Origin of the sequence: Phaeacidiphilus oryzae TH49, assembly GCF_000744815.1 — a bacterium.
In the GTDB taxonomy this organism is placed as follows: domain Bacteria; phylum Actinomycetota; class Actinomycetes; order Streptomycetales; family Streptomycetaceae; genus Phaeacidiphilus; species Phaeacidiphilus oryzae.
The window spans coordinates 4,008,824-4,032,459 of sequence record NZ_JQMQ01000005.1 but is presented as its reverse complement, the minus strand read 5'-3'; the positions used below and the strand labels follow the sequence as shown (position 1 = coordinate 4,032,459).

The 23,636-nt window shown below is 74.6% G+C and carries 21 protein-coding genes; 11 read left to right on the top strand and 10 right to left on the bottom strand.

The window, feature by feature from the left end; genetic code table 11:
- Positions 1-73 precede the first annotated feature (73 nt).
- From BS73_RS21640 to BS73_RS34915, 3 genes are all read left to right on the top strand, one after another.
- The gene (locus BS73_RS21640; protein WP_037574944.1) at positions 74-877 is read left to right on the top strand and encodes an ABC transporter ATP-binding protein; all 804 of its coding nucleotides are present in this window, start codon (positions 74-76) and stop codon (positions 875-877) included.
- 63 nt (positions 878-940) lie between these two features.
- A complete protein-coding gene (locus BS73_RS21635) occupies positions 941-2,023 on the top strand; it encodes an ABC transporter substrate-binding protein (protein WP_051940234.1) in 1,083 nt (360 codons plus the stop codon).
- A 71-nt stretch (positions 2,024-2,094) separates the two neighbouring features.
- Positions 2,095-2,958 (top strand): class I SAM-dependent methyltransferase, encoded by an 864-nt coding sequence (locus BS73_RS34915; protein ID WP_084704252.1) that lies wholly within the window; start codon positions 2,095-2,097, stop codon positions 2,956-2,958.
- Here the strand turns inward: BS73_RS34915 and BS73_RS21625 are convergent.
- From BS73_RS21625 to BS73_RS21615, 3 genes are all read right to left on the bottom strand, one after another.
- Complete coding sequence (locus BS73_RS21625) at positions 2,955-5,423, bottom strand: glycoside hydrolase family 65 protein (protein WP_051940230.1); 2,469 nt, start codon at positions 5,421-5,423, stop codon at positions 2,955-2,957. The genes BS73_RS34915 and BS73_RS21625 overlap by 4 nt on opposite strands.
- Positions 5,420-6,115 carry an HAD family hydrolase gene (locus BS73_RS21620; RefSeq protein ID WP_235215488.1) on the bottom strand — a complete coding sequence of 232 codons (696 nt, stop codon included), beginning with the start codon at positions 6,113-6,115 and terminating at the stop codon, positions 5,420-5,422. The genes BS73_RS21625 and BS73_RS21620 overlap by 4 nt, the downstream gene beginning before the upstream one ends.
- Positions 6,116-6,340: 225 nt before the next feature.
- Positions 6,341-7,393, bottom strand: coding sequence for a hypothetical protein (locus BS73_RS21615; RefSeq protein ID WP_037574941.1), 1,053 nt, complete (start codon positions 7,391-7,393; stop codon positions 6,341-6,343).
- Between the two features lie 200 nt (positions 7,394-7,593).
- Between BS73_RS21615 and BS73_RS21610 the strand changes: the two genes are divergently transcribed.
- From BS73_RS21610 to BS73_RS21600, 3 genes are read left to right on the top strand one after another with little or no spacing between them, the layout of a single operon-like run.
- On the top strand, positions 7,594-10,092 hold the full coding sequence (locus BS73_RS21610; protein WP_037574939.1) for a helicase-associated domain-containing protein: 2,499 nt from the start codon (positions 7,594-7,596) through the stop codon (positions 10,090-10,092).
- A gap of 45 nt (positions 10,093-10,137) precedes the next feature.
- Positions 10,138-10,461: an ArsR/SmtB family transcription factor gene (locus BS73_RS21605; RefSeq protein WP_037574937.1), complete on the top strand. Its 324-nt coding sequence runs from the start codon at positions 10,138-10,140 to the stop codon at positions 10,459-10,461.
- A complete protein-coding gene (locus BS73_RS21600; RefSeq protein ID WP_037574935.1) occupies positions 10,458-10,859 on the top strand; it encodes an SRPBCC family protein in 402 nt (133 codons plus the stop codon). Before BS73_RS21605 ends, BS73_RS21600 begins: the two co-directional genes overlap by 4 nt.
- Before the next feature lie 99 nt (positions 10,860-10,958).
- Here BS73_RS21600 and BS73_RS21595 read toward each other — a convergent pair whose 3' ends face one another.
- Complete coding sequence (locus tag BS73_RS21595; RefSeq protein WP_051940227.1) at positions 10,959-11,372, bottom strand: DUF2000 domain-containing protein; 414 nt, start codon at positions 11,370-11,372, stop codon at positions 10,959-10,961.
- 50 nt (positions 11,373-11,422) lie between these two features.
- Between BS73_RS21595 and BS73_RS21590 the strand changes: the two genes are divergently transcribed.
- Together BS73_RS21590 and BS73_RS21585 are read left to right on the top strand one after the other, a co-directional pair.
- The gene (locus BS73_RS21590; protein ID WP_037574930.1) at positions 11,423-12,229 is read left to right on the top strand and encodes a helix-turn-helix transcriptional regulator; all 807 of its coding nucleotides are present in this window, start codon (positions 11,423-11,425) and stop codon (positions 12,227-12,229) included.
- A gap of 81 nt (positions 12,230-12,310) precedes the next feature.
- Complete coding sequence (locus tag BS73_RS21585) at positions 12,311-13,963, top strand: DNA repair helicase XPB (protein WP_037574926.1); 1,653 nt, start codon at positions 12,311-12,313, stop codon at positions 13,961-13,963.
- 35 nt (positions 13,964-13,998) lie between these two features.
- Here the strand turns inward: BS73_RS21585 and BS73_RS21580 are convergent, their stop codons facing one another.
- Entirely contained in the window at positions 13,999-14,700 is a 702-nt protein-coding gene (locus tag BS73_RS21580; RefSeq protein WP_037574923.1) for a DUF4232 domain-containing protein, read from the bottom strand.
- 304 nt (positions 14,701-15,004) lie between these two features.
- On the opposite strand from BS73_RS21580, the gene BS73_RS21575 reads away from it, so the two are divergent.
- Positions 15,005-17,089: a HelD family protein gene (locus tag BS73_RS21575; protein WP_037574921.1), complete on the top strand. Its 2,085-nt coding sequence runs from the start codon at positions 15,005-15,007 to the stop codon at positions 17,087-17,089.
- 257 nt (positions 17,090-17,346) lie between these two features.
- Here the strand turns inward: BS73_RS21575 and BS73_RS21570 are convergent, their stop codons facing one another.
- The gene (locus tag BS73_RS21570; RefSeq protein ID WP_037574918.1) at positions 17,347-18,054 is read right to left on the bottom strand and encodes a copper homeostasis protein CutC; all 708 of its coding nucleotides are present in this window, start codon (positions 18,052-18,054) and stop codon (positions 17,347-17,349) included.
- A gap of 114 nt (positions 18,055-18,168) precedes the next feature.
- Between BS73_RS21570 and BS73_RS21565 the strand changes: the two genes are divergently transcribed.
- Positions 18,169-18,840: an HD domain-containing protein gene (locus tag BS73_RS21565; RefSeq protein WP_037574916.1), complete on the top strand. Its 672-nt coding sequence runs from the start codon at positions 18,169-18,171 to the stop codon at positions 18,838-18,840.
- Positions 18,841-18,896: 56 nt separating this feature from the next.
- On the opposite strand, the gene BS73_RS21560 is transcribed toward BS73_RS21565, so the two are convergent.
- Genes BS73_RS21560 through BS73_RS21545 form a run of 4 tightly spaced genes read right to left on the bottom strand, consistent with a single transcriptional unit; the run spans position 18,897 to position 21,956 of the window.
- Positions 18,897-19,169, bottom strand: a complete 273-nt coding sequence (locus BS73_RS21560; protein WP_037574914.1) for a DUF4031 domain-containing protein — start codon at positions 19,167-19,169, stop codon at positions 18,897-18,899.
- The gene (locus BS73_RS21555; protein WP_037574912.1) at positions 19,166-19,540 is read right to left on the bottom strand and encodes a hypothetical protein; all 375 of its coding nucleotides are present in this window, start codon (positions 19,538-19,540) and stop codon (positions 19,166-19,168) included. The genes BS73_RS21560 and BS73_RS21555 overlap by 4 nt, the downstream gene beginning before the upstream one ends.
- Before the next feature lie 32 nt (positions 19,541-19,572).
- Positions 19,573-20,499: a menaquinone biosynthesis prenyltransferase MqnP gene (mqnP, locus tag BS73_RS21550; protein WP_037574909.1), complete on the bottom strand. Its 927-nt coding sequence runs from the start codon at positions 20,497-20,499 to the stop codon at positions 19,573-19,575.
- Positions 20,499-21,956 carry a menaquinone biosynthesis decarboxylase gene (locus BS73_RS21545; RefSeq protein WP_037580556.1) on the bottom strand — a complete coding sequence of 486 codons (1,458 nt, stop codon included), beginning with the start codon at positions 21,954-21,956 and terminating at the stop codon, positions 20,499-20,501. The genes mqnP and BS73_RS21545 overlap by 1 nt, the downstream gene beginning before the upstream one ends.
- Positions 21,957-22,164: 208 nt before the next feature.
- Between BS73_RS21545 and BS73_RS21540 the strand changes: the two genes are divergently transcribed.
- A complete protein-coding gene (locus BS73_RS21540) occupies positions 22,165-23,628 on the top strand; it encodes a purine-cytosine permease family protein (protein WP_084704811.1) in 1,464 nt (487 codons plus the stop codon).
- Positions 23,629-23,636 lie beyond the last annotated feature (8 nt).

Below are 23,636 nucleotides of genomic sequence, written 5' to 3'. Positions count from 1 at the left end.
TGCCGGCCCGCCCATGGAGTAGGTTAGGTTTGCCTAACCAGACCCAACCGTTCCACCGAGGGGAGCCGGCGGAGTGAGCGCGCGACTGACGGCACGTCAGGTCACCCTGGCCTACGAGCAGCGGACGGTCGTCGAGGACCTCGACCTCGCCGTACCGGACGGCCGGGTCACCGTGGTCGTCGGCCCCAACGCCTGCGGCAAGTCCACCCTGCTGCGGGCGCTCGGCCGGCTGCTCCGCCCGGCCTCCGGGTCCGTCCTGCTGGACGGCGCGGAGCTGCACCGCACCCCCACCCGGGAGGTGGCCCGCAAGCTCGGCCTGCTGCCGCAGACCCCGGTCGCACCGGACGGGATCACCGTGGCCGACCTGGTCGCCCGCGGACGGCAGCCGCACCAGAGCTGGTGGCGGCAGTGGTCGGAGTCGGACGAGGCCGCCGTCGGGCTGGCGATGGAGCGGACCGCCGTCGCCGAGCTGGCCGACCGCCCGGTGGACGAGCTCTCCGGCGGCCAGCGGCAGCGGGTCTGGATCGCCATGGCGCTCGCCCAGGACACCGACCTCCTGCTGCTCGACGAGCCCACCACCTATCTGGACATCGCCCACCAGATCGAGGTCCTCGACCTGGTGGCGGAGCTGAACCGGGAGCGCGGGCAGACCACCGTCGCCGTCCTCCACGACCTCAACCAGGCCGCCCGGTACGCGGACCACCTGGTGGCGATGAAGGCCGGGCGGATCGCCGCCGAGGGCCCGCCGTCCGAGGTGGTCACCGCCGAGCTGGTGCGGGAGGTCTTCGGCCTCGAGTCGGTGGTGGTGCCGGACCCGGTCACCGGCACCCCGCTGGTGGTCCCCGGCGCCCCCGGCCCCCGCCGGGCCGCGGCCTGAGCGGTCGCCACACCGTCCGCCCTCTCCGACCTTCATCATCAAATCGGACATAATGGGCGACTGATGAACCGTCAGCCACCCGACCCCGCCCGCCGTCCCGCGGGGCCGTCCCGCCGCTCGCTGCTCGGCTTCGGCCTGGGCGCCGGGCTCGGCGCCGGCCTCGCACTGGCCGGCTGCTCGGACTCGGGCTCATCCGCGGGCTCGGGCTCGGCCGGGGGCTCGGGCTCGGCGGGGGGCTCGGGGAGCTCGGGCACCTCCGCCTCCCCGACCGCGCCGCCCTCGGTCGGCCCCTCCCCCTCCCCCCGCACGGTCTCCACCGTGATGGGCAAGGTCACCGTCCCCTCCTCGCCGTCCCGGATCGTCACCCTGGACACCGCCGAGCTGGACTCCGTCCTCACCCTGGGGCTGACCCCGGTCGGCGCCTGCCGCGCCCCCGTCGACTCCGGACTGCTCGACTACTGGGCCTCCGACCGGCTCTCCCCGGTCAAGCGGGTCGGCACCATCGGCCGGCCCGACCTCAGGGCCATCGCGGAGCTGGAACCCGACCTCATCCTCTCCAGCAGGTACCGCGACGGCAGCCGCTACCGGCAGCTCAGCGCGATCGCTCCGACCGTCCTCACCGAGACCACCGGCTACCCGTGGAAGTCCAACTTCCGGCTGCACGCCTCGGCGCTGGGCCTGGACGACTCCGTCGGCGTGGTGATCGACGCCTACTCCGCCCATGTGGCCAACGTCGTCGACGCCCTCGGCGGCAAGGACAAGGCGGGCGCCCACAAGGTCGGACTGGTGCGGTTCGTCGCCGGCCGGCCGATCCGGCTGTACGGCAGGAAGAGCTTCGCCGGCAGCGTCCTGGCCGACGTCCAGGTGGGCCGCCCGGGGGCGCAGGACGGCGAGGTCTTCGCCACCGAGGTGGACGCGAGCGGGATCCACCAGACCTCGGACGCCACCACCCTCCTCTACGCGGGCTACGGACCGGCCGAGGACTCCCAGCAGAAGGCCGTCACCGGCGGCGCCTCCTGGCGGGCGCTGCCCGCGGTGGCGAAGCACCAGGCCTTCCCGGTCGACGACCAGCTGTGGTTCCTCGGCATCGGCTACACCGGCGCCAACGAACTCCTCTCCCAGCTCCAGTACCTCCTCGGCGTCTGACACCCGGTCGGCGCGAACCATCCCGGTGCGCAACCCTTGTGAGCCAGGTCACTCCGCACCACCATGGCAGGATGCCGACGATTCCAGTGGAACCGGTGGAGCCCCTGGGGGCGGGACGCGACCAGGCGCGGCGCAAGGAGCGCATCGCCCACACCTTCGACCTGGTCGCGAAGGAGGACTACCAGCGCGCCCACGGCGGGTTCCACGACCGCATCGGCGCCCGCCTGACCGAGCTGGCCGGGCTGCGCCCCGGAGACCGGGTGATCGACTTCGGCTGCGGCCGCGGCGCGGTGCTCTTCCCCGCCCGCGAGGCCGTCGGCCCGGACGGCTACGCGGTCGGCATCGACCTCTCGGAGGGGATGGCGCACGCCACCGCCCAGGAGGCGGCGCGGCTCGGGCTGCGCAACGTCTCGGTGCGGGTGGACGACATCGAGTCGCCCGGATTCCCCGACTCCTCCTTCGAGGCGGTGCTCTCCAGCCTGGTGCTCCAGGTGACCCCCGACCCCGCGGCGGCGATCGCCTCCGCCCGCCGGCTGCTCACCCCCGGCGGGCGGTTCGGCGCCACCTCCTTCGGGCCCGACGACGACCCGCGCTGGGGCGAGGCCTTCCGGGTGCTCGCCTCCTTCGCCGAGCCGGACCCCGAGGAGCGGCCGGACCCCGGAGCCGGCCACCGCCGCTCCGGCCCCGACATCCCGGCGCTGCTCGCCGACGCGGGCTTCGAGGCCATCCGGGTCCACGACGAGGTGGCGCACTCCGACTACGGCGGCCCCGAGGACTGGTGGCGCTCCCAGTGGGGCGGCGGCCGCCGCCGGGTGCTGGACCGGATCCCCGAGTCCCGCCGGGAGGAGGCCAGGTCCGCGGCCTTCGCCGCGCTGCCCCCGGCCCCCCTGCGCCGCACCACCCACATCCTCTACACCACCGCCACCTGCGGCTAGTACGGCTCCCGGTACGGGTTCGGGGGGAGCAGCACCCGCTGGGTCTCGCCCGGCCGCAGCAGGCGCACCCCGTCCGGCAGCACCACCCGGACGGGGACGCCCGGCGGCTCGTCCGGCAGCCGCAGCACGACCTCCTCGTGGGTGAGCCGCAGGCCGACGTCCCAGTGCCCGCGGTAGCGGAGGTTCAGCTCCACGGTCGCCACCGAGGACGGCAGGTTGGGCTCCAGGAAGAGGGCGTCTGCCCGGGTGTCGAGACCCGGATAGCAGCGCTGGAGGAGGTCGACCGTGCCGACCATGGCGCCGAGGTGGATGCCCTCGGCGGTGGTGCCGCCCTGGACGTCCTCCAGGTCACCGGCGGTGGCCTCGCGGAAGAACTCCCAGGACGCCCGGCGGTCGCAGCGCGCCAGCACCCAGGCGTGCACCACGGCGCTCAGCGTCGAGCCGTGGGCGGTGCGCCGCAGGTAGTACGCGGCCGCCTCCCGCATCGGGTCGCCCTCGGGGCGGTAGCCCATCCGGTCGAGGAGGGCGAGGACCTCGGAGGGCGGGAAGAGGTACCAGAGCATCAGCACATCGGCCTGCTTGGAGACCCGGTACCGGTTGGGGGTGTCCCCCTCGGCCTCCAGGATCCGGTCCAGCCGCCGGATGTCGCCGTACTTGGCCCGGTAGCCCTCCCAGTCCAGCTCCTCCAGCCGCTCGTAGCCGGCGAACTGGCTGATCACCCCGTCGTGGAAGGGCACGGTCAGCCGGCGGGAGATCTCGTTCCAGTGCTCCAGCGCGTCCGCGTCCAGGCCGATCCGCTCCAGCAGCTCGCCGCGGCGGCGTCCGGGCAGGTGGCCGAGCGCCTCCAGCGCCCGGGACAGCGTCCAGGAGGCCAGGACGTTGCTGTACGCGTTGTCGTCCAGGCCCGGCGCGTCGGTCCAGGGATAGCCGTCGTGGTACTCATCCGGTCCCATCACCCCGCGGATCCGGTACCGCCCCGTGGACCGGTCGTACTCGGCGAGATGGGCCCAGTAGCGGGCGATCTCCAGCAGCATCTCGGCGCCGGCCCGGGCCAGGAAGTCGTCGTCCCCGGTGGCCTGGTAGTACTGCCAGACGTTGTACCCCACGGCGAGGCCGACGTGCCGCTGCAGCCGGCTGCGGTCCTGGTGCCAGCGGCCGGACTTGGGGTTGAGGTGCACCTCCTGGGTCTCCTCGTGCCCGTCCATCCCGCTCTGCCACGGGTACATGGCCCCGGTCGCGCCGGTGGAGAGGGCGGCCCGGCGGGCGGCGGGCAGCCGGCGGTGGCGGTACTCCAGCACGGCCCGGCTCAGCTCCGGGAAGCGGAGGTTGAGCAGCGGCAGGATGAACAGCTCGTCCCAGAAGACGTGGCCGCGGTACGCCTCGCCGTGCAGCCCGCGGGCCGGGATGCCGACGTCCAGGCCGACCGAGTGCTCGGAGAAGGTCTGCATCAGGTGGAAGAGGTGCAGCCGGACGGCGACGATGTGGTCCGGCCGCACCTCCAGTCGGCACCGGTTCCACAACTCCCGCCAGCGCAGGGCCTGTTCGCCGCGGAGCTCGGCGGCGGCGGGCGCCTCGGCGGCGAGCCGGCGGGCCATCGCCGGGGGGTCCTCCATGGCGCGGTCCCGGGAGGTGCAGAGCGCCGCGATCTTCTCCGCGACCACCGTCTCACCCGGCCGGACCGGGACGGTGAACTCCTCCGCCACCCGCCCCTCCTCGACCCGCAGCTCCCACCGCGCCTCCCCGGCGTGCGGGCGGCGCAGGACGGTACGGGCGGCCACCGCGATCCGCAGCGGGCTGTCGGAGGGCCCGGAATGCAGCCAGACGGGGTCGCCCTGCTCGCCGCCGCCCTGCCCCTGCGGATCCAGGTGGTGGCTGTTCAGCTCCCGGTAGCGGGCGACGCCGAGGTTGTCGACCCGGCCGTCCACGCCGGAGCGGATGGTCAGTTCGCCCACCCAGTCCTCCGGGGCGATCTCCGTCTCCAGCAGGCCGATGTGCGGCCGCCCCATGTGCGCCAGCCGGCGCTGGGTGATCCGGGTATGGCGGCCCTGCGGGTCGCGGCAGATCGCACGGCGGGTCAACTCGCCTGTGCGGAGGTCGAGTTCGAGCGTCTGGGAGTCGGGGAGCACGGTGAAGCCGGGTTCCCCGAACCAGGGCGCGCCGGGCTTCGCGTCCGCCGCCCGGAAGCTGAACGCCAGCCAGTTCGGCCCGTTCACCAGATCCTCGTTGACCACCTGGCGGCCGTGGACCTCGGAGACCGCGCGGTGGTAGCAGCCGGCCAGATAGGTGCCGGGGTAGTGGACGCCGTCGGCGACCGACTCGGGAGCGGCGGCCCGGGTGACGAAGTAGCCGTTGCCGACCGCGCAGAGCGCCTCCCGCTGCCCCTCCCGCTCGGGGTCGAAGCCCTGGTAGCGCAGCGTCCAGTCGTCGGCGTCGCAGTCCTCGGCGAGGAGGGGGTCCTCGATCATCGGGCCGCCTCCTCGCCGAGCTCGGCGAGGTCCTCGACCACCCGGTCCGCGCCCGCCTCCAGCAGGGCGGACTCCCCGGCGCCGCGATCCAGGCCGACGACCGGATGGAAGCCGCCCCGCCGGCCGGCGCTCACCCCGGCGATCGCGTCCTCGACCAGCAGCGTCCGCCCCGGCTCGGTGCCGAGCCGGCGGGCGGCCTCCAGGAAGAGCGCCGGGTCCGGCTTGCCCGGCAGCTTCAGCCGGGCCGCGTCGATCCCGTCCACCCGGACGTCGAAGAGCCCGGCGGCGCCGGCGCTCTCCAGCACCTCGCGGCAGTGCCGGCTGGCCGAGACCACCGCGGTGGGCACCCCGGCGCGGCGCAGCGAGCGGACGAAGTCCAGCGAGGACGGGTACGGGCGGGCGCCCTGGGTGCGCAGCAGCTCCATGAAGGCGGCGTCCTTGCGGTCGGTCAGCGCCCGCAGCTCGTCCGGGCCGGCGAGGTGGATCCCGCGCGACTCCAGGAAGGCGGCGGCGCCGTCCTCCCGCGAGCGGCCGTCGATCAGCGAGAGGTAGTCCCGCCGCGGGTCGAAGGGGCGCGGCGGCTCCTCGCCCAGGCGCTGGGCGCGCTCCCGCAGGTATCCGTCGAAGGTCCGCCGCCAGGCCTGCGCGTGCAGGCTCGCGGTGTCGGTGAGCACCCCGTCCGTGTCGAACACGGCTCCTCGCGCACCGAAGCCCATCCGTCCCCTCCTCCCGCCACCGTGACCAGTCCTCCCAGCGTTACCGCTGGGCGCGGCGCCGACCAGGCGCAACGCCCGAGGATTAGCCCCGAAGAGGCAGCGATACCCCCACCCGCCCCGAGGACGGCGCCGAGGGCGCTCGCGGCGGGCGGGCAGGGGGTGGGGATGACGTCCGGCCCGGCCGACCGGGCCGCCGCGGCGCTACCAGCGGCGCTGGCGGTAGATGAGCCAGCCGAGGAGGACCGCCGACGCGGCCGACGCGATCCGCAGCAACGCCCCCCACATCCCCTTGAGCTCCGCCATGGCCTGCGGATGCGTCAACGCCGCGCCCCAGTGCCCGGTGCTCCGCGCCCACAGCCACACCAGCCCCCCGGCCACGGTCAGCGCCGGCACCCCGATCGACACGAACTTCCGCATCGTCTGGCCCAGCCGGACCGATCCGTACGTGGCGAACCAGCCGAGCACCGCCAGGTACCAGAGCCCCAGCACCGCCGCCGCCGCGAGGAGCAGCGCCGCCAGCGCCTCCAGCCACAGCAGCGGCCCGGTGGCCCGCCGCGGCCCGCGCCGGAACCGCAGCAGCCGCCTGCGCGGCGCGACCTCGACGACCTCCTCCGCGGCCTCCTCGGCCCCGGCCTGGGCCCCCGTACCGACCGGGCCCCGGGCAGCCGCCCCCTCCGCGGCCTCCGCCTCGCCGTCCTCCTCGGTCTCCTCGCCCTCTTCGCCCTCCTCGACGTCGAAGTCCAGCTCCACCCGGTCCCAGACGCCGAAGTCCGCCTGGGCCGGGCCGCGCATGGTCGGCACCCGCCGCCCGTCCGGGGCCGGCGCCGAGGCCGCGGACTCGTCCGGCAGCCGCCACCAGTCCCCACCGCCGCTGTAGACGGCGGATCCGTCCTCCTCGCCCCCGAGGCCGCCCCCGAGGCCGCCGCCGAGGCCGCCGCCGACGGCCCCCGACGGCCCGGCCCCCACCGGCACCTCCGGATGCGGCCCGCCGCGCGCCCCCGCCGCGGCCGCGCCGGCCTCCGGGCCGCCCCGCTCGGCCGCCCGGACCACGTCCTCCGCCGAGCCGACCCGCTTCAGCAGCCGCCGCACGGTCGCCGGGGTCTCCTTGGGCAGCTGCGCCCGCCCGGAGTCGATCTCCGAGCGCACCCGGGCGACGAGTCTGGCCCGCTCGGCCGCGGTCATCGACGCGGCCTGCGCCAGATCACCCACCCGGCTGAGATAGTCGTAGACCAGCTTGTCGCTCTCGTACCCCACCGTTCCCGGTCCCCTCCTGTGCGCGCCCGCACGCCGCGCCCGCTGCGACGGTACTCCTCCCCCCTACCGGACGACCCCGAACGGACGGGCCCGGCGCCCCGCCCACCACCTGATGTGTGCGCCACCTCCGCACGCCCCGCCGCACGCCTCCCACCTCGCACACCCGGGCGGGCCCCCGCCGAGGGACTACTCTGGGCCGGATGAGCAGCAGCAGGACCTCCGGCGCAGCCACCGCCGCCCGCGCGCCGCGCACTCTCGCCGAGGAACTCCGCGGCCGGGCCGACGCCGACCTCGCCGCGCTCCTGCGCGCCCGTCCGGACCTGCTCAACCCCGTCCCGAGCGACCTCACCCAGCTCTCCACCAGGCTCTCCACCAGGGCCTCCGTGGTCCGGGCCCTGGAGCGGCTGGACCGCTTCACGCTGGACGTGGCCGAGGCGATCGCGGTGGTCCCGGACGGCGTGCCGCTGACCGAGGTGGAGGCGCTGGTCGGCGGCCCCGAGACGGCCGGCGCCACCGCCGCGGCCGTCGCCCGGCTGCGCGAGCAGGCCCTCCTCTGGGGCGCCGACGAGGCCCTCCACCTGCCCCGCACGGTCCGCGACGTCCTCGCCCCGCCGCTGAGCAGCGAGCCCGGCGGGGGCCCGACCGGCCTCGGCCCCACCCTCGCGGAGGCGGTCACCGGCACCTCACCGTCCCGCCTCCAGGAGCTGCTGGCCGACGCCGGCCTGCCCCCCACCCACGACCCGGTCTCCGCGGCCGAGGCGCTGGCCGCCCTCTTCGCCGACCAGGAGGCCCTGACCGCGCTGCTGGACACCGCCCCTGACGGGGTGTCGGAGGTGCTGTCCCGGCTCACCTGGGGCCCGCCCACCGGCAGCGTCCCGGAGGCCGGCCGCCCGGTCCGGGCCGCCGAGGCCCGCACTCCCGTGGAATGGCTGCTGGCCCGCGGCCTGCTGCTGCCGGTGGACCGCCGCACGGTGGTGCTCCCCCGGGAGGCGGCGCTGACCCTGCGGGGCGGGCGGGTCCACCGCGAGACCACCCCCGTCCCGCCGTCCCCGGCCGGGCGGGAGCGCGAGCCGGAGGCCGTCGACCGGGCCGCGGGCGGCCAGGCCTTCCTGGCCGTGCGCACCGTCGAGGAGCTGCTTGAGCGGTACTCGACCGCGCCTCCGCCGGTGCTCCGCACGGGCGGCCTGGGCGTCCGCGAGCTGCGCCGCACCGCGGCCGAGGCGGACCTGCCGCCCGAGGAGGCCGCCTTCTGGCTGGAGCTCGCCTACGCCGCAGGACTGCTGGCCGGCGACGGCGAGGCGGACGAGGTCTGGGCGCCCACCCCGGCGTACGACGAGTGGCTGCGGCAGTCGCCGGGCGAGCGCTGGCTGCGGCTGGTCGCGGACGGCTGGCTGACCGGCTCCCGGGTGGCCGGCCTGGTCGGCGAGAAGGACGCGCGCGGCAGGGTGCTCTCGGCGCTCGGCCCCGACCTGGACCGGCCGATCGCGGCCACCGTCCGCGCCCGGGTGCTGGCTCTCCTCGCCGAGCTGCCGCCCGGCACCGCCGCGGACACGGCGGCCGTGACCGCCCGGCTGCACTGGGAACTGCCGCTCCGGGGCGGCGAGTTGAAGGACCGTCTGGTGCGGTGGACGCTCACCGAGGCGGAGCGGCTCGGCGTCACCGGCCGCGGGGCCCTGGCCGCGCCGGCCCGCGCGCTGCTGGCGGATCCGTCCGCCGGCACGGCGAACGCCCGCGAGGCGGGAGCGCGGGCGGCCGCCCGCGCGGCGCTGGAGCCGCTCCTCCCGGAGCCGGTCGACCACGTCATCCTGCAACCCGATCTGACCGCGATCGCCCCGGGGCCGCTGGACACCCCGATCGCGCAGGCCCTCTCCCTCCTCGCGGACGTGGAGTCCAAGGGCGGGGCGACCGTCTACCGCTTCACCCCCGAGTCGGTCCGCCGGGCGCTGGACGTCGGCTGGTCGGCGGCCGAGGTGCACGAGTTCCTCGCCCGGCACTCCCGCACCCCGGTGCCGCAGCCGCTGGACTACCTGGTCGACGACGTGGCCCGGCGGCACGGCCGGCTCCGGGTGGGCGCCGCCGGATCGTATCTCCGCTGCGACGACGAGGCGCTCCTCGGCGAGATCCTGGCCGACCGGCGCTCCGCGCAGCTGCGGCTGCGCCGGCTGGCGCCGACCGTGGTGGTCGCCCAGAGCGCGCCGGACACCCTCCTCTCCGTGCTGCGCTCGATGGGCTACGCCCCGGCCGCGGAGTCCGCCGAGGGGGACGTGGTGGTCGCCCGGCCGGACGCCCGGCGCACGCCCCTGCGTACCGCGCCGGCGGCGATCCCGGACGGCCCGCCGGCCCCGCGGGCGGTGCTGCTGGACGCGGCGGTCCGGGCGATCCGGGCCGGCGACCGGGCCTCCACCGCCCCGCGCAGGGCGCCGAGCGGGGCCGAGGCCCAGACGCCGGGTCGGCTGCCGCGGACCGCGGCGGCGGACACCCTGGCCGCGATGCAGACCGCCGTCCTCACCGGCGCCCAGCTGTGGATCGGCTACGTCAACGCGGAGGGCTCGGCCAGCCAGCGGGTGGTGGAGCCGGTCCGGGTCGAGGGCGGCTACGTCACCGCGTACGACCACCTCCGCGAGGAGGTCCGCACCTTCGCCCTCCACCGGATCACCGGGGTGGCCGAGCTGGACGATCCGGACCTCACCGCCCCCTGAGCGGAAGCGTCGGAAAATTCCGACGCTTTGGGGTACCGTGGGGCCATGCCCACGGACGTCTACAGCGCGCTGGCCAACCCCGTGCGCCGCCGGCTCCTCGAAGCCCTCCGCGAAGGACCGCTCCCCGCCGGGGAGCTGGCGGGGCTCTTCGAACTGAGCCGGCCCTCGATATCCGAGCACCTCCAGGTACTGCGCACGGCCGGGCTGGTCCGCGAGGAGCCGCGCGGCCGGCAGCGCCTCTACCACCTCACCGCGGAACCGCTCTCCGAGATCGGCGAGTGGCTCCATCCCTTCGAGCGCTTCTGGCGCGCGCGGCTGCGCGCCCTCGCCGACCACCTCGACCGCGAACAGGACCGGGAACATCCATGACCAAGCTCGCCACCCTGGAGTTCGAGCAGTACCTCGACCACCCGCCGGCGGTGGTCTGGCAGGCCCTCACCGACCCGGCGCAGCACGCGAAGTGGTGGGCGGCCGGCGACGTCGGCGCCGAGGTCGGCCACCGCTTCACGCTGGAGATGGGCCCGTGGGGCGCGCAGCGGTGCGAGGTCCTCGAAGCCGAGCCGGAGAAGCTGCTCCGCTACACCTTCGCCGAGGGCGTGCTGGACTCCGTCCTCACCTGGCGGCTGGAACCCGAGGGCCACGGCACCCGCCTCTTCCTCACCCACGCCGGCCTCGACCTCGACAGCGAGGCGGGCCGCGCGGCGCACAAGGGGATGGGCCAGGGCTGGCCCGGCCTCCTCGCCGCCATGAACACCACCATCGGCTGAGCGGACCGCCCCGGGAGTCGCGCGGCGACTCAAGGAGCGCGGGGAACTGCGCGGCCCCGATGCGCGCCTGCGACGCCGCATCGGGACCCGCGCCGCAGGTCACCCATGCATGCGGGCGCCCTTGATCGCTTTGTCCACCGCGTTGCGGGGGCCGTAGACGGCCAGGCCGACCAGATCCAGGGAGTCGCGCGGGACCGCCCGCACCGCCGCCCGGTTGTCCTCGTCGTTGCCGGTGGCGAAGAGGTCGGAGGTGAAGACGCCCACCGCGAGCCCGCGGTCCAGCGCCCGCCCGTGCGACCGCGCCAGCAGCTCCTTGCCGCCCTCGAAGACCAGCACCGGCTGGCGGAACATCGGCAGGTACTCCGTCCCGTCGGCGTCCTGGTACGGCTCGCCGATCACCTCCGGGGCCCGCCGCCCGATCCCGCTGACCAGGAACGAGGTGACGTTGAGCCGCTGCCAGGTCTCGAGGTCGTCGCGGACCAGGACGGCGATCTTGGTGTCGAAAGTAGCCATGCCCAGGATTGAACCCCGGCCGCCGGCAGGCGGTCTTGTACGATCCTTGCGTGGTTGCCCAGCAGCGGATACGCGCCTGGCGGCCGCCCGTGCCGGGGGTGGCCGAGGTCTTCCACGCCCACTTCGTCGACCACGCCTACCCGATGCACACCCATGAGGCGTGGACCCTGCTGATCGTCGACGACGGCGGCGTCCGCTACGACCTGGCCCACCACGAGCACGGCACGCTGCCGCAGGCGGTCACCCTCCTCCCCCCGCACATCCCGCACAACGGCCAGTCCGCCACCCCGGCCGGCTTCCGCAAGCGGGTCGCCTACCTCGACTCCTCGGTGATCCCCGAGCATCTGATCGGCCTGGCCGTCGACCGGCCGCTCTTCCCCGACCCGCTGCTCCGGGACCGCATCCACCGCCTCCACCGGGCGCTGGAGCACCCCGGCGAGGAGTTCGAGGCGGAGGGAAGGCTGGCGCTGGTCGCCGAGCGGCTGCGGGACCATCTGGCGCACACCGTCCAGGACCGCGGCCAGGCCCAGGACCCCACGCTGGCCCGCCGGCTGCGCGAGCTGCTGGACGCCCGCTTCCGCGAGGGGATCAGCCTCCAGCAGGCCTCGGAGCAGCTCCACGCCCACCCGGCCCATCTGGTGCGGGTCTTCAGCCGCGAGTTCGGCATGGGCCCGCACCAGTACCTGACCGGACGCCGGGTCGACCTGGCCCGCGGGCTCCTGCTGGACGGGATGTCCCCCGCGCTGGCCGCGACCGCCTCCGGCTTCTACGACCAGCCGCACTTCACCCGGCAGTTCAAGCGGGTGCTCGGCACCACCCCGGGCCGCTACGCCCGCAGCGGCGGCGGCGCCGGCTGACCGTCCGGGGCGGCCTCCGCTCCCGGGAGACTTGTCCGATGCGCGACACTGGGAGGTCTGGTCACGCATGAGGAGGCGTTGGTGAACGACGGGCCGCTGATCGTCCAGTCAGACAAGACACTCCTGCTGGAGGTCGAGCATCCCAGCGCGGATGAGGCCCGGCGGGCCATCGCGCCCTTCGCCGAGCTGGAGCGGGCGCCGGAGCATGTCCACACCTACCGGGTGACGCCGCTGGGCCTGTGGAACGCGCGGGCCGCCGGCCACGACGCCGAGCAGGTGGTGGACGCGCTGGTCACCCACTCCCGCTATCCGGTGCCGCACGCCCTGCTGGTGGACATCGCGGACACCATGGACCGGTACGGCAGGCTGCGCCTGGAGAAGCACCCGGCGGACGGCCTGGTGCTCTCCAGCACGGACCGGCCGGTGCTGGAGGAGGTGCTGCGCTCCAAGAAGATCGCCCCGCTGGTCGGCGCGCGGCTCGACCCGGACACGGTGGTCGTCCACCCCTCCGAGCGCGGCCAGATCAAGCAGACCCTGCTGAAGCTCGGCTGGCCGGCCGAGGACCGGGCCGGCTACGTCGACGGCGAGGCGCACCCGATCGAGCTGGACCAGGACGGCTGGAAGCTGCGGCCGTACCAGGAGCACGCGGTCGAGGGCTTCTGGCACGGCGGCTCCGGCGTCGTCGTGCTGCCCTGCGGCGCCGGCAAGACGCTGGTCGGCGCGGCCGCGATGGCCACCGCCAAGGCGACCACGCTGATCCTGGTCACCAACACGGTCTCGGCCCGGCAGTGGAAGCACGAGCTGGTCAAGCGCACCTCGCTCACCGAGGAGGAGATCGGCGAGTACTCCGGCACCCGCAAGGAGATCCGCCCGGTCACCATCGCCACGTACCAGGTGATGACCACCAAGCGGAAGGGCGTCTACCCGCACCTGGAGGTCTTCGACTCCCGGGACTGGGGCCTGATCGTCTACGACGAGGTGCACCTGCTGCCCGCGCCGATCTTCCGCTTCACCGCCGACCTCCAGGCCCGGCGCCGGCTCGGGCTGACCGCCACCCTGGTCCGCGAGGACGGCCGGGAGGGCGACGTCTTCTCCCTCATCGGCCCCAAGCGCTTCGACGCGCCCTGGAAGGAGATCGAGGCCCAGGGGTACATCGCCCCCGCGGACTGCTGCGAGGTCCGGGTCACCCTCACCGACTCGGAGCGGCTGGCGTACGCGACGGCGGAGCCGGAGGAGCGGTACCGCTTCTGCGCGACCACCGCCACCAAGTCCAAGGTGACCCGCGCCCTGGTCGAGCGGCACCGCGGCACCCCGACCCTGGTGATCGGCCAGTACATCGACCAGCTGGACGAGCTGGGCGCGGAGCTGGACGTCCCGGTGATCAAGGGCGAGACCACCAACGCCCAGCGGGAGAAGCTCTTCGACGCCTTCCGGGCCGGGGAGATCGACGTGCTGGTGGTGTCCAAGGTGGCGAACTTCTCCATCGACCTGCCCGAGGCCACCGTCGCCATCCAGGTCTCCGGCACCTTCGGGTCCCGGCAGGAGGAGGCCCAGCGCCTCGGCCGGGTGCTCCGGCCCAAGGCGGACGGCCACCCGGCGCGCTTCTACTCGGTCGTCGCCCGGGACACCGTGGACCAGGACTTCGCCGCCCACCGCCAGCGCTTCCTGGCCGAGCAGGGCTACGCCTACCGGATCGTGGACGCGGACGCGGTGCTGGCGGGCGACGACGTCTGAGCGGGGGCGCCGCCGCCCCCGACCGGGCCGGCTGCTCAGTCGCCGACCGGGCTGACGCCCGCGGTGCCGTCCGAGTTGGCGTCGGACGCCGGGATGTTCAGGCCGAGCGAGACGGTCGCGTAGTGGGTCTCGTTCGGCGGGGTGATCTTCGCGCCGGTGATCCGGACGCCGGAGCCGCCGGTGTTGTTGACCGGCGTCAGGATGGTGAACGAGGTGGCCTGCCCGGGCGCCAGGTGGACGGTGGGCTCGATCTGGTTCGCGGTCCGGGGCTCACTCATGCTGCCGTAGTTGGTGAGGAAGTCCACGCCCGGGTAGCCGCGCATCACGCAGCTGCCGGAGCCCCTGTTGGTCATGCTGATCTCGGTGTCGTAGTACGGGCCGTTGCTGGCCGGCCCGCTCGACTTCACGGCGATGGCCAGGTTGGGCGTCAGGCACTTCGAGGAAGCGGAGGTGCCCGACGCCGAGCCGGTGGAGCCCGAGCCCGAGGTGCCCGAGCCCGAGGTACCGGAGCCGGAGGTGCCCGAGCCCGAGGAGCCGGCGGAGCCGCTGCCGGAGCCGGCCTGGGCGCCGCCGTTCCCGGACTGGCCGGCCGACGCGGTGCCCCCCGCCGAGGCCGAGGCGCCCGCGGAGCCGGCCGAGCCGGAGGCGGAGACCGAGCCGTTCCCGTTGCAGGCGGTGAGCGAGAGACCGGCGGCGAGGACCACGGCGGCCAGGGCGGCGGGCTTGCGGAGCTGCATGGGAAATCCCCCCAGGTAGTGGACATCTGTTCTCAGCGAGCGCTTACGTGATCCCAACACGCAAGATCGCCGAGGGCGGTTTCCCCTGTTTCGAGATCGACACATCCCGGAGACGCCGCCAGCACCGGGTAACTCGCTGGCCCGGCTTCCACGGCCCGCCTAGAATGGCGCGGTTTCCGCCTCCCTGTGCTGCTCGGGAGGTGTCGCCGGGTCGGAACCCGGCGGCGCCGAATTCCACAGTCGGACCACCGAGACGACCCGCGCGCCCCCACCCCGGGGGTCCGCGCAGGCTGGAGGCTTCACCATGCCCTCGCACGATGTGTCGGCGATGCCCGCGCCGGCGGCGCAGGACGACCCGCTGCAACGCGAGCGGAACCACCTCGCCGCCTCCAGGGCCGCGCTGACCGCGATGCGCGCGGACGCCGAGGCGCTGGACATCACCGACGTCACCGGGAACTGGGTGAACCGCGAGGTGCTGGCCGGGGAGCTGGAACGCCGGATCGCGGCCCTCGCCGACCTGGCCGACCTGCCGCTCTTCTTCGGCCGGCTCGACTACCTCCACGAGATCGGCGCCGAGGCCGGGGCCGCGCCCGCGGACGCCGCCGGCTCCCGCTTCTACATCGGCCGCCGGCACGTCCACGACGCCACCGGCGACCCGATGGTGATCGACTGGCGGGCGCCGGTCTCCCAGCCCTTCTACCAGGCCAGTCCCAAGAAGCCGATGGACGTCCGGCTGCGCCGCCGCTTCGGCTCGGCCGGCGGCGAGCTCACCGCGTACGAGGACGAGTACCTCACCGAGGCCGATCCGGACGCCCCGCTCGCCTCCGCCCTCCTCACCGCGGAGATCGAGCGTCCGCGCATCGGCCCGATGCGGGACATCGTCGCCACCATCCAGCCCGAGCAGGACGAGATCGTCCGCACCGACGTCCACACCGACCTGTGCGTCCAGGGGGCGCCGGGCACCGGGAAGACCGCGGTCGGCCTCCACCGCGTGGCGTACCTCCTCTACGCCCACCGGGAGCGGCTGGCCAGGACCGGGACACTGGTCGTCGGGCCGAACCGGTCCTTCCTCCGGTACATCGAGCAGGTGCTGCCCGCACTGGGCGAGTTGACGGTGGCCCAGTCCACCGTGGACGAGCTGGTCGCGCACGTCCCGGTGCGCGGGACGGACCGCGCGGCGACCGCGTCGGTGAAGGGCGACGCCCGGATGGCGCAGGTGCTGCGGCGGGCGGTGCGCTCCGGCATCCGGCTGCCCGAGGAGTCCTGCGTGGTGGTCCGCGGCTCCCGGCGCTGGCGGATCCCCGGGTACGAACTCGCCGAGATCGTCCAGGAGCTGATGGACCGGGACATCCGCTACAACGCGGCCAGGGCCGCTCTGCCGCAGCGGATCGCCCACGCCGTGCTGGTGCGGATGGAGCAGTCCGGCGAGGCCCCGGACGACCGGGTGCAGGACGCCGTGGCCAGGAACCCGGCGGTCAAGGCCGTGGTGAAGGCGGCCTGGCCGCAGGTGGACCCGGTGAAGACGGTCTTCCGGCTGCTCTCCGACCGGGAGTTCCTGGCGGAGTGCGCGGAGGGGCTGCTCACCGCCGAGGAGCAGGAGCTGCTGCTCTGGGCGAGGCCGGCGCGCAGCCCGCGCGGGGCGGAGTGGTCCGCGGCCGACGCCGTCCTCGTCGACGAGGCCCGCGACCTGCTGGACCGGACCGGCTCGCTGGGCCATGTGGTGCTGGACGAGGCGCAGGACCTCTCGCCGATGCAGTACCGGGCGGTCGGACGGCGCTGCACCACCGGTTCTGTGACGGTGCTGGGCGACCTGGCGCAGGGCACCACGCCGTGGTCGACGCCCAGTTGGGCGGAGGCACTGGGCCATCTCGGCAAGGGCGGGGCGCGGGTCGAGGAGCTGACCCAGGGGTTCCGCGTGCCGGCCGAGATCATCGACTACGCCTCCCGGCTGCTGCCGGCGATCGCGCCGGAGCTGGCGCCCGCGACCTCGGTGCGCGCGGCGGTCGGCTCGCTGACCGTGCGTCAGGGCTCCGATCTGCTGGCGGAGTTGGTCGCGGAGAGCGGGTCCGCGCTGAAGCAGGACGGCTCGATCGGGCTGATCGCGGCGGACGCGATGCTGGCGGAGATCGGGGCGGCGCTGGCGGAGGCGGGGATCGCGGCGCTGTCCCCCGGCGAGGAGACGAGTGCGGAGGCGCGGCTGACGCTGGTGCCGGCGAGCCTGGCGAAGGGCCTGGAGTACGACTACGTCGTGCTGGCCGAGCCGTCCGCGATCGTCGCCGCGGAGCCGGACGAACGCACCGGCCTGCGGCGGCTGTACGTCTCGCTGACCCGTGCGGTCTCCGGCCTCACGGTCCTCCACGCGAGGCCGCTGCCGGCGTTGCTGGCGTAGCCCTCCCTCGGCCGGGCGCAGCGCCGAAGGCGCAAGCAAGGGGCGCCAGGAACTGCGCGGCCGGCGCCGCAGCCTGCCGCGCTCGGCAACGGGCTTCGGGTTGCAGCCCGTTGGCCTCCCCCAGAGGGGGGACCCCCAGCCGGGTGCGGCGCCGTAGTCGGCCGGCCGCGCAGTTCCCCGCGCCCCTGAAGTGCTGCCCCTTCGGGGCGCACTTCCGGGGCAGCCAAGCGTGGTCGCGGGGCTGGGGCCACTGAGAACTACCGGGCCGCGCCCGCGTCCAGCGCCTCGCGCCAGGCGTGGACCTCCGTCGCGGAGACGGGGCCGGACCAGCCGGACGGGCGGACCGCGCGGCCCACGTGGAAGGCGTCGACGCCCGCCGCGGCCAGCCGCGGGACCGCGTCCAGGGTCAGCCCCCCGCCGGCGATGCTCCGCGGCTTCGCCCCCGCCCGCGCCTCGTCGACGAGGACGGACAGCCCGCCCCCGGCGACCCCTTCCGCCGAGCCCCCGGTCAGCACCCCGTCCACGCCGGGGAGTTCGCCCACCGCCGCCCGCGCCTCCTCCCGGTCCGCCGCGTGGTCCAGCGCCCGGTGGAAGGTCCACGCGCAGCCGGGGATCTCCTCCAGCACCGCCCGCACGGACTCGGCGTCCACCCGCCCGTCCCGGTCGAGGAAGCCGAGGACGAACTCCTCGGCCCCGGCCGCCCGCAGCCGGCGCGCGGCGGCCCGCAGCGCGTCGACCCCCTCGGCCCCGCCGGCCAGGAAGCCGTCCCGCTGACGCAGCATCACCCGCAGCGGCACGTCCACCGCGTCCCGGATCCGGCCGAAGCCGTCCGGCCCGTCCACGTCCGGGGTGAGGCCGTCCGCGGACATGTCGGTGACCACTTCGAGGCGATCGGCCCCGCCCGCCACCGCGGCCACCGCGTCCTCGGCACGGGTGGCGATCACCTCGAGGATTGGTCTAGACATATCGCACAGCCTGCCACAGCCGTGCCCGCGCTGCGAGCCACCGCACCCGATTCGGTCACCCGTCGCTCACGCTTCCGCTCACCAACGCGCAGGTCCGTGCACCACAATGGCCTGATGCCGACCGAACACCACCGCCGGCCGACCTCGTCGGACGAGCTGCTGCGCCGCTGGTGCGCCCTGCTGGACCGGACCCGCAGCAGCGGGCCGCCGGCCGGCCCGTATGGGGAGGACCTGCTGCGCCGCTGGTCAGAACCGCACCGCCGGTACCACACGGTCGCCCATCTGGACGCGGTGCTCCACGAGGTGGACGCGCTGGCGGGCTACGCCGCCGATCCGGACGCCGTGCGGCTGGCCGCCTGGTTCCACGACGCCGTCTACCGGCCGGAACACAGCGAGAACGAGGCGGCCAGCGCCCGCCTGGCGCTGCGCGCCCTCGGCGAGGCCGGCGTGCCCGGGCGCCGCGCCGACGAGGTGTCCCGCCTGGTCCTCCTCACCCGCACCCACGAGCCGGAGGCCGGGGACCGGGACGGCGAGGTGCTCTGCGACGCGGACCTGGCCGTCCTGGCCGGCTCCCCGCAGGACTACGCCGCCTACGCGGCGGCGGTGCGCGAGGAGTACTCCTTCGTCCCCGACCCGGACTTCCGGGCCGGCCGGGCCGCCGTGCTCCGCGACCTCCTCGACCTGCCGGCGCTCTACCGCACCCCGCCGGCCCGCCAGCGGTACGCCGAACGCGCCCGGCTGAACCTCAGCACCGAACTGGAGCTGCTGCTCGCCGGATCTCCCTGACTCACCCGACTCTCCCCGAGTCCCCCGCGTTCCCTTGTGCTGCCCCTGACCCGGCGTCAGTCCCCGGGCCAGGGCCGGTGCTTGGGCCGCCGCAGGCCGGCCGCGGTGATCCGGGCGACCAGCACCCGGGACGGCACCGCGCTGGCCCCCGCCCGCACGGCCCGCTGGTAGAGGTCCGCCGGCACGTCGTAGTGGTCCCGCTCGAAGGCCCGGGGCGGCACGCCCAGCCGCCGGGCGAAGACGTGGAGCTCCTCGAAGGACACGTCGCTCACCAGGTGCGACCAGTAGCGCCCGTGCCCGGGCCAGTCCGGCGGGTCGATGAGGATCACAGCTCGCCGACCGCGGCGACCACCGCGCCGTGCTTTCCGCACACCCAGTGCGGATCGGGGCCCAGCTCGGGTTCCACGGAGAGGGCGTGGGGGTCGCCCTCCGCCGCGCAGTCCTCGCACAGCGGCCACCGCCCGTAGCCGTCCAGCAGGGCGTCCTGCACGTCCTGGGCCACCAGGCCGGGCAGGAACTCGGCGCCCTCCGGCCACTGCTCGACCCACCACCGCCGGTGCGCCACCGCGTCCTCCACCAGCGAGACGACCGCCGCGTCGGCGACGTCCCGGGCGGTCAGGTCGTGCAGCAGCAGGGCCCGCGCACGGTGGAGCACCGGCTCCAGCTCCGGCGGGCCGCTCGTCCCGTCCTTCTCTCCCATGACTCCATTCTCCGGGTCGCCCGGCCGAAGGCCTATCCGCGCAGGCCGCGGACCAGCAGGTCGATCAGCGCGAAGACGAAGAGGGCGATCCCGATGAAGCCGTTCACCTGGAAGAACGCCCGGTTCAGCCGGGAGATGTCGTGCGGCTTCACGATCGTGTGCTCGTAGCAGAAGGCCACGAAGGTGACGACCAGGCCCAGCCAGAACGCCGCCCCCGCGTCCACCAGCACCGCGTACCAGACCAGCAGCGCCATCGTCACCACATGGGCGCCGCGCGCGCCGTACAGCGCGGCCGGGATGCCGAAGCGGGCCGGCACCGAGCGCACCCCGTGTGCCCGGTCCGCCGCGACGTCCTGGCAGGCGAAGATCAGGTCGAAGCCGCCGATCCAGACGCCCACCGCGAGCCCCAGCACCGCCGCCGGCCAGGACCAGCTGCCGGTCACCGCGAGCCAGGCGCCGACCGGCCCGATCGCCTGCGCCAGGCCGAGGATGGCGTGCGGGAAGTCGGTGAACCGCTTTCCGTACGGATAGACCACCATCGGGATCACCGCGACCGGCGCCAGGGCCAGGCAGAGCGGGTTCAGCAGCGCGGCGGACCCCAGGAAGACGATCACCGCGATGATCGCCCCGGTCCAGGCGGTGCGGACGCTCAGCGCGCCGGTCACCAGCTCCCGGCCCGCCGTGCGCGGATTGCGCGCGTCGATCTCCCGGTCGATGATCCGGTTCGCGGCCATGGCGAAGGTGCGCAGCCCCACCATGCAGACGGTGACCAGCAGCAGCTGCACCCAGTGGATGTGGCCGTTGCTCAGGAACATCGCGGTGAGCGCCGCGATGTAGGCGAAGGGCAGCGCGAAGACCGAGTGCTCGATCATCACCAGGCGGAGGAAGGCCCGGGTCCTGCTCTGCTCCTCGGTGTCCGGCCCCTGCGGCCGGTCGGGCGTGGCGGCGATGGCGCTCATCAGAGCCCGTACTCCTTCCAACGGCGGTCCACCAGGGCGGCGGTGGCCGGGTCGGAGGCGACCATCTCGGGCCATCCGCCGTCCCGGGTGTAGCCCTCCTCGGGCAGCTTGCGGGTCGCGTCGATCCCCGCCTTGCCGCCCCAGAACTGCTGGTACGAGGCGTGGTCGAGATGGTCCACGGGTCCCTCCACCACGCTCAGGTCGCGGCTGTAGTCGACGTTGCCGAAGGCCCGCCAGGCGACCTCCTGGTAGTCGTGGACGTCGCAGTCCGCGTCCACCACCACGATCAGCTTGGTGAGCGACATCATGTGCGCCCCCCAGATCGCGTGCATCACCTTCTGGGCGTGCTTCGGGTACTTCTTGTCGATCGAGACGATCGCGCAGTTGTGGAAGCCGCCGGCCTCCGGCAGGTCGTAGTCCACGATGTCCGGAATGATGATCTTGAGCAGCGGGAGGAAGAACCGCTCGGTGAACTTGCCCAGCGGACCGTCCTCTGTCGGCGGCCGGCCGACCACGATGGACTGGAGGAGGGGGCGGCGGCGCATCGTCACGCAGTCGACGGTCAGCGCGGGGAACGGCTCCTGCGGGGTGTAGAAGCCGGTGTGGTCGCCGAAGGGCCCCTCGGGCCGGGTCTCGCCGGGCTCCAGCCACCCTTCGAGTACCACCTCGGCGTCCGCCGGGACCTGGAGCGGGACGGTCTTGCAGTCCACCATCCGCACCCGCTCGCCCTGCACGAAGCCGGCGAAGAGGTACTCGTCGATGTCGCCGGGCAGCGGCGCGGTGGCGGCGTAGGTCACGGCCGGCGGGCAGCCGAAGGCGATGGCGACCGGCAGCCGCTCCCCGCGCCGGGCCGCCACCTGGTAGTGGTTCCGGCTGTCCTTGTGGATCTGCCAGTGCATCCCGATGGTCCGCTTGTCGTGCCGCTGCAGCCGGTAGAGGCCGAGGTTGCGGATGCCGGACTCGGGGTCCTTGGTGTGGGTCAGCCCCAGGTTGAAGAAGGAGCCGCCGTCGGCGGGCCAGGTGAAGAGCGCCGGCAGCCGCTCCAGGTCGACCTCCTCGCCGGTCAGGACGACCTCCTGGACCTTGGCGTCCTCGGCCTTCACCTTCTTCGGCGGCACGTGGGTCATCCCGGCGAGCTTGCCGAAGGCGTCCCGGAAGCCGGTGAAGCCCTGCGGGAGCTCCGGCTTGAGCAGCCCGGCGATCTTCTCCGCGATGTCGTCGGGCGACTTCAGGCCGAGGGCCTTGGAGAGCCGCCGCTCGGTGCCGTAGACGTTCATCGCCAGCGGCATCGCGCTGCCCTTGACGTTCTCGAAGAGCAGCGCCGGGCCGCCGGCCTTCTGCACCCGGTCGACGATCTCCCCCACCTCCAGATGGGGGTCGACCTCCGCCTTGATCCGGCGGAGGTCCCCGTCCCGTTCCAGTGCCCGCAGGAAGGACCGAAGATCGTCGTAAGCCATGTCCTTCAGTATCCGGTACGGGGCTCCGCGGTTCGCACTCCGCCCCGCGTCCACCCGGTTCGGGCCGTGCGGCCGCCGCACCGAAACGGCTCGGCAACACGCGGGAAACCGCGGATGGCGGCGGCGTACGGAACGTCAGCCTCCGGTCGGCGGAGAGCTGACGCACTGCACGTTTACCCCGGCCTGGGCGCCCGCGACAGTGTTCGACATGACCACCGCTCCCCCCTCGCAGAACCCCGAGCCGGCCCCGCCGGGGACCACCGCCACCGCCACCGCCGCCACCGCTGCCGCCGCCGCCCCCGAGGAGATCGCCGCCTACGGCGACCACGTCCTCACCGTCGAGCCGACCGGCGCGGAACCGGTCCCGGAGAACGCCAGACACGGCAGCGCCCTTCAGCTTCTGTGGACCTGGACCTCCCCCAACATGGAGTTCGCCACCGTCTTCATCGGCGTCCTGGCGGTCGGGATCTTCGGACTCGGCTTCTGGAGCGCGCTCCTCGCGCTGGTGCTCGGCACCGCGCTGGGCTCGGTGGCCCACGGCTTCCTCGGGCTGTCAGGACCGCGGTTCGGCGTCCCGCAGATGGTGGCCGGGCGGGCCGCCTTCGGCTACCGCGGCACCATCCTCCCCGCCGGGCTCAACGCCCTCACCGCGGGCGTCGGCTGGTTCGCCGTCAACTCGGTGAGCGCCGCCTTCGCCCTCAACTCGCTGCTGGGCTGGCCGACCCTGCTGTGCCTGTTCATCGCGGTCGCCCTGCAGATCGTGATCGCCTTCTACGGGCACAACTTCATCCACTCCGTGGAGAAGTACGCCTTCCCGGTGCTGTGCGCGGTCTTCCTGATCGCCTCGGTGTGGACGCTGGCGCACGCCCACCCGTCCGCCAGCGGCGCCCACCCGGTCCCCGGCGCCTTCCTCCTCACCGCCGGGGCGGCCTTCGGCTACGCGGCCGGCTGGACCCCGTACGGCTCGGACTACACCCGCTACCTGCCGAAGGCCACGGCCCGCTGGAAGGTGGCGCTCTGGCCGGCGGTGGGGGTCTTCTGGTCCTGCGTGCTGCTGGGCGCGGTGGGCGCGGCGTCCGCGACGCTGGCGGCCCCCGCCTCGGCGACCCCGACGGCGGCCTTCACCGGCCACCTCCCCACCTGGCTGGCCGATCTGACGCTGCTGGCCATCGCCATCGGCGGGATCGCGGCCAACGCCCTCAACATCTACAGCGGCACGCTGTCCTTCGTCGCCATGGGGATCCGCCTCCCGGCGTGGGCCCGGCGGGCGATCGTGGCGCTGGTCCTGGGCGCGATCGGGACCCTCGTCGCCTGGAGCGGGCTGAGCGACGCCGGCTCGGCCTACGAGAACTTCCTCCTCGTCATCACCTACTGGATCGGCCCCTGGCTCGGCGTGGTCTTCACCGACCGATGGCTCTCCCGCCGCCGACCGGACGCGGCGACCGCCGCCCTGCTGACCTCCCCGTCCCACCGCAACTGGGCCGGCCCGGTCGCGATGCTGGCCGGCACCGTCGCCGGCGTCCTCCTCTTCTCCAACCAGACCGACTTCACCGGCTACGTCGCGAGGGCCGTCCCCGCGCTGGGCGACATCGCCTTCGCGGCAGGCTTCGTCACCGCCGCCGCGCTGTACGCCGCGCTGCGCCGCCCCCCGGCGAGCCCGAAGGTCTCATAAGCGGCGGG